Raw genomic sequence first — 11,162 nt, 5'->3', positions numbered from 1 at the left:
CCCTTAATGCCTTTGCCACCTGGAAAGTTATCAGCGTTAAAATACTTAGCATTTTTAATTATAAACATGCTTTTTTCTTGAGGAGAAGAAAACTGCAGGTAACCCCATGTATAACCAGCTTTAGCTTTGTTATAACTAATACCAATGCTTTCACATTCGCTAGCAATTTGGTCATCTATATGATTACCTTTCACCCATGCGTAAGCATCACTTATTCTCATGGTATTGCGCTTATCATTTCTCTCATGAATGTAGTTCTTATATCCATGTAAAATACCATCAACGATTTTTTTATTGACTTCGACAGAAAAACTATATGCTTTCACTAAATCCCCTCTTTTCTATTTTTATCACCTTTTACTAATTATATACTAATTAAAATAATTTTAAAGAAAAAATGATAAAACCAAGAAATTTTTAAAGTTTAAAAGCATTTTTTTCAATTAATTTAATTCTTTATGTGGATGCTCTTCATAATACTGAGCACGTTTATCCCAAGTCGACTGGAACTGCTTAATACGTGCTTCCTCTTCCACATTTTTCGGAAACGCATTGATAAATAGCATATAGGAAATCACACTAAACATTAACATTGCTCCACAGCCTAATAATATCGTTTGGAAAATACGATTCTTAAAAACGTTGTTAAATAGTCGCATGTTCTATATCACTCCTATGTTTAATTGTCGTCTAAATGACACCAGTCGCCGATTCTACAACGTGTTAATCCTATGTCATATATACAACCTATTGACCCATTAGGACATCGTAGAAATCGTTTAAACCGTGATGTTCAACTACTAAAGTGCCACGTTTTAAACTCATATGATTAACCACGTTGGTAAGTGCTTTATGTAAATACGCCTTAAAGTTACGAATCCCCTGCTTATTCTTTATTTCTGACAAAACTCTGTTAAATACTCCTTTATCTACGCCTAGTTTTTTAAATTCGATATATGCGTCATTTATTATTTTCTCTTGTTGAACGTTATCGTTGTTAACACATTCTTTAATTAAGGGTTTATGTTTACCGTTTTGTGTTTCTTTAGAAACACTATTTTGATGTTCAGAAGCCTGTTCTGTAGGGTGTTCTTCATTTTCAATTTGTGTTGGCTCTTCACATTGTTGTTCAATGATATAAATGTTTGCTGATTGTTGTTCGTTTTTGCGTTTTGCTTTATGAACGGATAATAAGCCTAATTTGTTCATTAATGAGAAAAATCTTCTTACAGATGATAATGAAATTTTCATTTTGAAACGCTGTTCAAAAATTGTCTGAAATGTGCTGTATGCAATTGAAAATACACCGTTGCCCTTTTTTGCTAAATCTGAAATAAGATACACACAACGGATTTGTAAATCGCTGTATTCCCAAACTTCTTTTACTTTGCTGATGAATTTATTTGCTTCATATTTCAACTTGGAATATTTGCTTAAATCTTCTGCTTTACCGTTTAATAACATTGTTCCTGCTCCTTTTCATTACAAAGGAACATATGCTAAAATAGCAGTACGAGTCCTTTGTGGATTTGTCCGAAACGAGTAGCAGGATTGCCGTCCTATGACCTACTCGTTTTTATTTTGTAAACTTTTTCATACTAACACATGCTTAATTGCTTCTAAACTACTTTTTTCTTTTGTTAGAACGTTTCCGTTGAATTACATTTTCGCTTCCGAAAAACCCATGACTTTGATGTTTTTCTTGTATGGTAGAATCAGCTAAATGACTGTAAATTAATACTGTACGCAAATCTGCATGCCCAAGAATTTTCCTTAGTGATTCAACATCTCCTGATGACCGTAAGTATTCCGTTGCTACCGAATGACGAATTAAATGTAAATAAAATCGCTTTTTAATCCCTGCTTCCTTCGCCCATTTTTTCAAATCACGCAATATGTTATTTTTGTTGAGCATACGACCACTTAGTGACAAGAAAACAAGGTTGTCCGTTTCTCCTTCAAACGCTTCATTTTCATCTAACAATTGACTCAACAAACGATACGTTTTATTGCTTAAAGGAACGATACGGCTTTTACGTGATTTCGCATTTACCGAACGAATCAATATTGTTTTATTCACATGGTCAATGTCATTTGGTGACAATAGCAATGCTTCGGTAATGCGCAACATTCCATCAATCAGTACATGCAACAGAACGGTATCTCTAAAGTATTTAAAAGATTTATTTGAATAGAATTTAGCCACTTTCAACAAATTGTTTAACTCACTCCGTGTTAAAATATCAATTTCTTTGCTGTTCTGCTTGAAACCCTCCCAGCTATCGAATGGGTTCTGTTGAATAATCTTTTTTCTTACGCACCAATTAATGAAAGTTTTTAGAGACCGTATTCGAGTAGCAATTGAAGCATCTGCTAACCCAATTGTTTTAACACGCTCAGGAACGTTATTGTTATTTTCAAATTTTACATATTCGTGTTTTAACCAATACACATAATCGCTTATAAATTCTGTTGTAATATGCGTCACATGCAAAATTTTTTCGCTTCGTGTTTTATGAAATACCTCTAAGTTTTTAAATAATGCCACGAATTTATTTAAAGATGGAGGACGTAAATTCTGTTTCGATTTAAACTCAAGGAACTTCTCAAATACTATTTTTGCGGAATCTTTTTTTAAAATCTTTTCATCTTTTCGTTTATGAGGTTGCCGTTTATTCACTCGTGGTTTTTCGTCGAAGTAGTTAAATGAAGTCACAAAAAAACACCTCGCTCATTCTGGAATTAGAATGTACGAAGTGTTTTCGTCAAAGATTGATTGAATCACTACGAAGGTTTTGCTGTTAGTAAAAACAGCACCAACGCAACAAATTCAATGGTATGAGCGATGAGGGATTCGAACCCCCGACCCCATCCCTGTCAAGGATGTATTCTCCCACTGAACTAATCGCTCGTGATATGTATTGACTATATTATAGAAAGAGTTATCCAATTTTGTCAACTATTTTTCCGCAGTTTCCAAGTTGGAAGGATCCTCTTTATTTTTGATAAAATAAAAACATGCCATAAAGGAGCGTGACGGGATGAAAGTACCAACTTTAAAAATTGACAGCCGTGTATTTCAAGGATTCGCTTCCAAAGAGACAATCGAAAAAGAGCTGTTACATGAACGTTCTGCTAAAGACAGAGAGAAATGATTTACTAAGAGGTGCATTTGATGAATATTAATTATTATTTTAGTCGGTTTTTAGCTAAGAAACCGGATAGCCCAACGTATGAAAGCTTAGCTGCTTTACAGAACAAACACATGCTTCATGTTCCTTTTGAGAACTTAGATGTTCTGTCTCAAACCCCTATCATAATTGATTTAGAACGAATTTTTCAAAAAGTAATCGTAAATTTGCGGGGAGGATTTTGCTACGAATTAAACGGTCTATTTGGCTGGCTGTTAAAAGAAAGCGAATATGAAGTCTCTTACGTTTCAGCTACCGTCAAAAAACCCGACGGCACGTGGACCATTGAAGGAAGTCACGCTACAAACCTTGTGACGATTGAAAATCAGCCTTACATCGTAGACGTTGGATTTGGAGATTCTGTGCGCAAGCCAATGCCTTTAAATGGCGAAGTAGTAATAGATGTAAGCGGCTCTTATCGTATGACAAACGTTGCTGAGCATATGTATGATTTGCAGCGATGGGAAGATGATGTATGGAAAACGCTGTACCGTGTGTCTACGCTTCCTAAGAAACTGACTGACTTTACTCCCATGTGTGAGTTCAATCAAACGTCAGCGGATTCTCCGTTTGTACACAAACGTCTTGTTACGATCGCAACCCCTACAGGGCGCATTACCCTCTCTGGTGAAACGCTAACTGTAACAGATGGCGAAAAAAAGACGAAAAGGAACGTTTCAGAAGAAGAAATACCTGATATTTTACAAAATCATTTTTATATTATTAAAGGATTTTATTAATATCTCCTTACACAGAAAACCGGCCTCTTATGGGGCCGGTTTTTGTACAGGAGTAATCATCCTGTTTTCTACAGGCGACTTTAAAATAATTGAGGTATTCACATTTCCATAAGGAATCAGTTCATCCACTAGCATTCTAAGTCCATCCATTCCAGACACGGCTGCTTTGATAAAGTAAGAAACCGGCCCCGTTACGCGATGACATTCAAGCACGTCTTCATTTTGCTCAATAAAGTCTTCAAATTCCTCCGGTTTTCTTTTTAATTCGCTTACTTGAATAAACAGCTGTGTATCTCTTCCTAAAGCTTTCGGAGACACCGTAGCGCTAAAACGCTGGATCACTCCTCGTTCCTGAAGACGCTGCAGTCTTTCTGATACGCTTGGACGGCTAAGAGCCAGCTTTTTTGATAAATCACTAATCGTCATACGTCCGTCCCTTTGCAAAATAGACAATAGTTGTGCATCGATTTGATCCATCCAAACCTTTCCTTTCAAAATGAATATAATAAATAAAATCTTTATTCAAGTTGATAAAAGAACAAGTATTATTTCCTTCATTTATACATGTGTTTTCTTTATTTAATATCCTATCATTAAAGTAGATAATTGAAAATGAAAATTCCGAAAAAACAAACAAAGGGGTTTATTTATGAAAAAAGTTTTATGGATTATTCTTGGATGTACGATTGCAAGTATTGGTGTTCTTATCTTGCGGCACTCTCACGTAGTGACKGGGGGAACAGCTGGTCTGTCTCTTAGCTTGTCATATGCCCTTCCCTTATCGTTTGCGGTAATCTTTTTTCTCATTAATATTCCTTTTTATCTCTTTTCCTTCTTTCAAATGGGATGGAAATTTACCGCCACAACTATAGGATCAGTGTCTTTGCTATCGCTTCTCACTTCACTCGATCACTTGCTTCCTTCTTTTACACTTCCCAGCCTGATGGGTGCTGTTACGGGCGGACTAATTGCCGGCCTTGGCTTATCCATTTTATTTATGAACGGAGCTTCTCTCGGCGGTGCTAATATTCTAGCGTTATTCGCACAGCGAAAATTTGGCTGGGATCCTGGAAAAGTGAATTTTTCATTTGATTTCCTTGTCGTGCTGTCGAGCATGTATTCAATTGGAATTTCAAAAGGAATTTTCTCTGTTATATCCATTGCGATTACAGGTTTTGTCATCAGCTACTTCAAGCAAAAAATTGCTTTACACAATCAACCGACATCCGCTTCTGTCACACAGCCTTTAGATAATGCGCTTTCTAAATAAAAACCACGATTTAGCTGTGGCTAAATCGTGGTTTTTATTTACATTTTTTCTACTTTTATAAAATCAAATTGGGCTTCATACCCTTCTCCTTGAGGACTACAAGCATAAATACCAACTTGAACAGGTTCTTTGGTTGAGTTCAATAAGTGAGCGAGTCGGAGCTGAGTCCAAGAATCTCCATCACTTGAATAATAAACGGTGTAATCATCGTTTTTGCGCTGAATTTTAAAATAAAGCGCTGATTTGTTTTGAGTAAAATTTTGACTGGACCAATCTGAGAAGCCCTGGTTGGTTACGACTGCTCCTAATTGGTTAGGACCATCGGGATTGTATTCAACTGACGTTTTGATCCACGTATCTTTTGATACACGAATCATGAGACCTGCTTGATCGTAGCGATTAACTGGATATGTATGCACCTTTGTCATGATTTCAAAGTCGCCTTCTACTTCACGGTAAAGAAAGTGTCCATTGTCCGCTTCAAAGCCATAATGAGTACGCTGCCAAAAATCCGTTTTAGCGTCTGTTTTAATCACTAATCGATTCGTTTCTGTATCAATTTGAAATTGAGCTGGTGGACAATACCAAGAAACGTCTGAACCTAATTTTCCTTCTGAAAAGTTTGTGAAAAATACTAGTTGATTACTCACTCTCTGTCATTCCCTTCTTAGAAGCTATTATTCTTCTATTTCCATTTTGCCATAATTTAACGAATAAATAAAATATTTTGATTATTTTTCTTACAAATTCTTTTCTTTCATAAAAAAATAAGACTCTTTTACATAGAGTAAAAGAGTCTTATTTTTAAATTAATGCATTTAGAATAAGTGCTCCTGCAAAAGCAATAAAGGATAGAAGCGTTTCCAGAACGGTCCATGTTTTGAACGTTTCTTTCACTGTTAATCCTAAATACTCCTTCACCATCCAGAAGCCAGCATCATTAACGTGAGAGAACATTAGTGAACCCGCACCCGTAACGATAACAAGCAGTTCTAAGTTAACACCGGACATATGCTCAATGATTGGTGAGACAATACCAGCCGCTGTTGTTAACGCAACTGTTGCTGAACCTGTAGCAATACGGATTAATCCAGCAATTAAAAATGCAAGTACAAGTGGTGATAGAGATAGATGTTCAGACATTTGACCAATCGTTGTACCTACTCCGCTATCGATTAATACTTGTTTGAAGCCGCCCCCTGCACCAATAATTAAGACAATAGATCCTACAGGAAGCAAACATTCTTCCGTTAGTTTTTTAATCACATCTTTTGTCATACCTTGACGTTTTCCAAGCAGGTAAAACGCTGCAAAACAAGCAATTAAAAGTGCAATTAATGGACTTCCTATTAATTCTACAAACTTCACTACGCCGCTTGGCAATCCGTTAATAACAGGTGCTATAGCTGCTAAGACCATTAATAGAACGGGCAGTAAAATGACAAAAAATGAAACGCCTGTACCAGGAAGATCTTTTGATGTTGTCGTAATACGAATTAGATCAGGTTCTCCTTCTGGAATCACTCGTTTGTGAACCCATTTTGCAAAAACCGGTCCAGCGATAACTGCAGCTGGAATTGAAATGATTAATGCATATAAAAGCACTTTCCCCGTATTTGCTCCGTAAATACTAATAGCTGCCATCGCACCTGGATGAGGAGGAACGAGACCGTGAACAATTGATAATCCCGCAATAACCGGCAGAGCAATCAATAATATATTTTGTTTTGTTGTTTTATGAATGGAAATAACTAAAGGCAGTAGAATTAAAATTCCTACTTCGAAGAAAACAGGAATACCAATAATGAAACCTGCTACTAGCATCGCCCATGGCAGTCTTTTCACACCGAATATTCTTACGAAATAATCCGCTACCTGCATGCCGGCACCTGAATCGGCCATCAGCTTACCTAAAATTGTTCCCAGCGCTAAAATTCCTACTAAGTGGCCTAAAACACCGCCCACTCCCGTTTCGTAAGCGCCAACAATTTTATCCATTGATAACCCAGAAGCAATTGCCAAAAACAAACTCGCAACCGTTAAACTAATAAACGCATGCCATTTAAAAACTGAAACACCTACAATAACAATAACAATTGCGGCAACTGTAATAGCTAATAAGTATGCATCCATCTTGCTTTCCACCTTCCCTTTAAGTAAACGCTTTCTCTATGTAGCAAAAAAGCTCTACATCCTGTGAATTTTTTTAAAAATAAGTTTCAATTATCGAAATCGTTTACATTAATTATTTTAGAAAACGATTTCATTTTTTTATCACTTAAATTATATGAAAAAAAAATTCTTAAATCAACAAAAAAACTCAAAAAAATTTTATCAATTTTCTTCCATACAGTTTTAACTCATAAAAAAATCCAATCATGTTAATGATTGGATTCATCTTATTTATTTGGTGATGGTTGGATCAGCCGTTTGACTGTCGATAATCGTTTTTTCGCTTGTTTTTAACGTTATTTCTTCATATTCCCCCGGCGCTAATACACTTTTATCTCCTCTCATGAGATACGTGTAAGCGATGATAGAAATGAATAGACCAAATGTCCAGGCATTATCCCATAAAAAGCGCAGTCCAGGAATCAGTAAGCCTAAAACGGGTATGGCCACGCCAATTACTAATGCATAAATGCCGTTTTTATTAAAACCTGTTGAATAACTGTAGCGACCGTTTACCTCATATAAATCCTTTAATGCCATCTGTCTCCTTCTTACAAGCCAGTAGTCAGCAATGGCGATGCCGTCTATAGGGCCAAGCAGCGCTCCGTATGTTCCAAGCCAGCCGAAAATATAGTTCCCGAAATTAGACATGATGTACCATGGCTGAAGTAGAATAGCAAAAATACCGGTCACTAGCGCCCCCATCGCAAACGTGATTTTCTTTGGATTCAGATTCTCAATTGCACGGGCTGGTGCGACGATATTTGCTCCCACATTAATCGTTAAAGAAGAAAGCACGATAACGATTGTTCCTAAGAAAATGATAAACGGAGGGAATTTAGCTACTAAGGCCACTGGATCCCAAATAGCTTCTCCAAATATAACGATTGTTGCTGAAGTAACGGCAATTCCAATAAATGAAAAAATACTCATCGTCAATGGCAAGGAAAAGGTTTGCGCAACCATTTGAGATTTCTGACTTCTAGCATATCGACAGAAATCCGGAATGTTCAAAGCGAGCGTCGCCCAAAAGGCAATAACCCCCGTTAAAGCTGGGAAAAATACGGCTAGAAATTCTCCTGTTGATGTAAATTTAGAAGGCGTAGATAAAATGGGGCCCCATCCTCCCGAGTTTGTATAAGCCCATATAAAAAGAATAATAGCCGAAATACCAATAACCGGAGCAGCAATCGCTCCTAATACTTTAATCGCTTGCGGACCTTTATATGCCACTCCTACATTTAAAAGCCAAAAAAGAGCAAATACAATGGCTGTATGACCAGTTAAACCATTCCAAGACGAAAACGAAGCGCTTAGAAGTGTATCGATTGCTTCCGTTCCAATCCATGTATTAATTCCAAACCACCCAGCAGCCACGATGGCCCTAGCCAGTGCTGGGATATGTGCTCCTTTATCTCCAAACCACAGGCGGGCAAATACTGGATAAGGAATGCCAAACTTGGTTCCAGCGTGAGAATTAAGCAAAATAGGAATAAGAACAATAACATTTCCTAAAAAGATTGTACCAATTGCTTGCCACCAGTTCATTCCAAGCGTCATCATTCCACTCGCCATTGTGTAAGCTGGAATACACAGACACATCCCAATCCAAAGCGTGGCAAAGTTAACTCCTTTCCAAGAATGCTCTTTCATCGTAGTCGGACGTAAATCCTCATTCCAAAGGTCACTGCCGCTCAGCTGATTGTGCGTCTCATCTGTGAGCGTCACAATTCCATCTTGCTCAATTTGTGTTTTCATCCATAAAACCCCTTTTCATAAAATAAGTTCATTTCAAAAAACAAATTTTATTTGAATTTTCTGAAATATAAAGGCGTTTGTGACGATTCCTTCTAGTATGTGATAAATACTAACGTTATCCCTTATTATATTTAATGAGAAACGGGGATACACTGGACAAATTGTAACATTATTTGAGGGAACTTTTATATATTGTGTAGTGTCAACTCTTTTGGTTGTTAGATAACCTAACACACAAAAAATCATCGCTTGAAAACTTCAAGCGATGATTTTTGAACTTAATGTACATATTTTTTTTGAAAAGCCGTAATGCTTTCGTATTCTTCTTTAAATAAGCGAGCCAAACGAATATAGATAGTCGTTAACTCTTTATATACTTCACTGTTTTCTTTGATTGGATAATGATGATTAGTCGCTCCAACCATATCAGAAACAACGTTCAATGAGTCAACTTCGCCAAGGCTATATAAGCCAAGGATAACTGCTCCTAGACATGAACTTTCAAAACTTTCCGGCACCGATACTTCTTGGTTAAAAATATCTGCCATCATTTGACGCCAAAGTGCGGAACGTGCAAATCCGCCTGTTGCCTGAATTTTTGTAGGCTCTCCAATTAACTCTTCAAGTGCCAATAATACCGTATACAAGTTAAAGATAACGCCTTCTAATACAGCACGAATCATATGTTCTTTTTTATGATGCAAACCTAGGCCAAAGAATGAACCTTTAGCATTTGCATCCCAAAGCGGCGCACGCTCTCCTGAAAGGTATGGGTGAAACAATAAACCGTCCGCTCCCGGTTTCACTAAAGCCGCAATATCCGTTAATACTTCATACGGATCTTTTCCAAGGCGTTTAGCTGTTTCTACTTCCGACGCTCCAAACTGATCGCGAGCCCATCTGAAAATCATACCGCCGTTATTTACAGGGCCGCCAATTACCCAGTGGTCTTCTGTCAACGCATAACAGAAAATACGACCTTTCGGATCGACTACTGGCTTGTCAGTCACTGCTCGAATAGCTCCGCTTGTCCCGATTGTCACAGCCACAACGCCTGGTTCAATTGCATTTACGCCTAAATTTGATAATACACCGTCACTTGCACCTACAATAAAGGGCGTATCTGGAAGTAAGTGCATGTCAACTGCAAGCGCTGGGTTTAGCCCTTTTAACTGATGCATTGTTGAAACAGGAGTGGATAACTGATCGGTTGTAACACCTGCTACTTTAAGTGCTTCTTCATCCCACGCAAGATTTTTCAGATTAAACAAACCCGTTGCTGATGCAATCGAATAGTCGATAACATATTCGTTAAACAACTTAAAGAATACATATTCTTTAATCGAAATAAATTTATGTGTTCCCTTCACTAGTTCAGGCTGTTCATTAGATAGCCATGTTAGCTTGGAAAGCGGCGACATCGGATGAATAGGCGTACCCGTACGCAAATAAATCTCATGACCATTGTATTCATTTTTAATTTTTTCCGTCCATTCTGCACTTCTATTATCCGCCCACGTGATACATTTTGTCAGCGGCTTTCCCTGCTGATCAACGGCAATAACACTGTGCATAGCTGAGCTGAATGAAACGCATAAAATATCCTCAGGTTTTACATCGCTCGTTTTTACAACCGTTTGAATTGTACGTACAACTGCTTGAAAAATTTCTTCAGGATCTTGCTCAGCCATCGCGGGCGTCGGCGAGTATAATGGATACTCAATCCCATGATTTGCAATGACTGTACCGTCTACTGAAAACAATACAGACTTTGTACTCGTTGTTCCGATATCTACACCTATTGCATATTTTTTGCTCATGCTGCTGTCCCCCTACTTTACTACTTTACTTATTTACAACACCGTGGCCGCCGAATTCGTTTCGAAGTGCTGCTACAACTTTTCCTGTAAATGTATCTTCCTCTAATGAACGATAGCGCATCATTAGCGATAAAGCAATAACAGGAGTTGCCGTTTGAAGATCAAGAGCAGTCTCTACAGTCCATTTCCCTTCGCCAGAAGACTGCATGAC

General features: G+C 37.5%; 11 protein-coding genes, 1 tRNA gene and 1 pseudogene. 2 read left to right on the top strand and 11 right to left on the bottom strand.

What is annotated here, in order from left to right:
- From AC1DRF_RS10075 to AC1DRF_RS10055, 5 genes are all read right to left on the bottom strand, one after another.
- Window positions 1-326, bottom strand: a 326-nt coding sequence (locus AC1DRF_RS10075; protein WP_477740677.1) for a spr1630 family ClpXP-sensitive toxin, incomplete at its 3' end; no start/stop codon positions are given.
- 117 nt (window positions 327-443) lie between these two features.
- Window positions 444-659, bottom strand: coding sequence for a hypothetical protein (locus tag AC1DRF_RS10070; RefSeq protein ID WP_353749634.1), 216 nt, complete (start codon window positions 657-659; stop codon window positions 444-446).
- Between the two features lie 88 nt (window positions 660-747).
- Complete coding sequence (locus tag AC1DRF_RS10065; RefSeq protein WP_353749635.1) at window positions 748-1,464, bottom strand: hypothetical protein; 717 nt, start codon at window positions 1,462-1,464, stop codon at window positions 748-750.
- Window positions 1,465-1,624: 160 nt separating this feature from the next.
- Entirely contained in the window at window positions 1,625-2,716 is a 1,092-nt protein-coding gene (locus AC1DRF_RS10060; RefSeq protein ID WP_477740676.1) for a tyrosine-type recombinase/integrase, read from the bottom strand.
- 123 nt (window positions 2,717-2,839) lie between these two features.
- Window positions 2,840-2,911 (bottom strand) — tRNA-Val (locus AC1DRF_RS10055).
- Window positions 2,912-3,175: 264 nt separating this feature from the next.
- Here AC1DRF_RS10055 and AC1DRF_RS10050 point away from each other — a divergent pair.
- Complete coding sequence (locus tag AC1DRF_RS10050; protein ID WP_427075717.1) at window positions 3,176-3,931, top strand: arylamine N-acetyltransferase family protein; 756 nt, start codon at window positions 3,176-3,178, stop codon at window positions 3,929-3,931.
- A 27-nt stretch (window positions 3,932-3,958) separates the two neighbouring features.
- On the opposite strand, the gene AC1DRF_RS10045 is transcribed toward AC1DRF_RS10050, so the two are convergent.
- Window positions 3,959-4,408, bottom strand: a complete 450-nt coding sequence (locus tag AC1DRF_RS10045) for an Lrp/AsnC family transcriptional regulator (protein WP_013055467.1) — start codon at window positions 4,406-4,408, stop codon at window positions 3,959-3,961.
- Window positions 4,409-4,580: 172 nt separating this feature from the next.
- On the opposite strand from AC1DRF_RS10045, the gene AC1DRF_RS10040 reads away from it, so the two are divergent.
- The gene (locus AC1DRF_RS10040; RefSeq protein WP_097824305.1) at window positions 4,581-5,201 is read left to right on the top strand and encodes a YitT family protein; all 621 of its coding nucleotides are present in this window, start codon (window positions 4,581-4,583) and stop codon (window positions 5,199-5,201) included.
- Between the two features lie 38 nt (window positions 5,202-5,239).
- On the opposite strand, the gene AC1DRF_RS10035 is transcribed toward AC1DRF_RS10040, so the two are convergent.
- The 5 genes and pseudogenes from AC1DRF_RS10035 to AC1DRF_RS10015 form a co-directional block, all read right to left on the bottom strand.
- Window positions 5,240-5,851: a DUF1349 domain-containing protein gene (locus AC1DRF_RS10035; protein ID WP_477740675.1), complete on the bottom strand. Its 612-nt coding sequence runs from the start codon at window positions 5,849-5,851 to the stop codon at window positions 5,240-5,242.
- 154 nt (window positions 5,852-6,005) lie between these two features.
- Complete coding sequence (locus AC1DRF_RS10030) at window positions 6,006-7,334, bottom strand: GntT/GntP/DsdX family permease (protein ID WP_013081793.1); 1,329 nt, start codon at window positions 7,332-7,334, stop codon at window positions 6,006-6,008.
- A gap of 270 nt (window positions 7,335-7,604) precedes the next feature.
- On the bottom strand, window positions 7,605-9,131 hold the full coding sequence (locus AC1DRF_RS10025; protein WP_043980420.1) for an NCS1 family nucleobase:cation symporter-1: 1,527 nt from the start codon (window positions 9,129-9,131) through the stop codon (window positions 7,605-7,607).
- Between the two features lie 278 nt (window positions 9,132-9,409).
- Window positions 9,410-10,951, bottom strand: coding sequence for a gluconokinase (gntK, locus tag AC1DRF_RS10020; protein ID WP_043980421.1), 1,542 nt, complete (start codon window positions 10,949-10,951; stop codon window positions 9,410-9,412).
- Window positions 10,952-10,976: 25 nt separating this feature from the next.
- Window positions 10,977-11,162 (bottom strand): annotated as a pseudogene (locus AC1DRF_RS10015) (phosphogluconate dehydrogenase (NAD(+)-dependent, decarboxylating)); the annotation flags it as partial.

Source organism: Priestia sp. P5_B4 (assembly GCF_056400385.1).
This window is presented reverse-complemented; position numbering and strand designations above follow the sequence as displayed.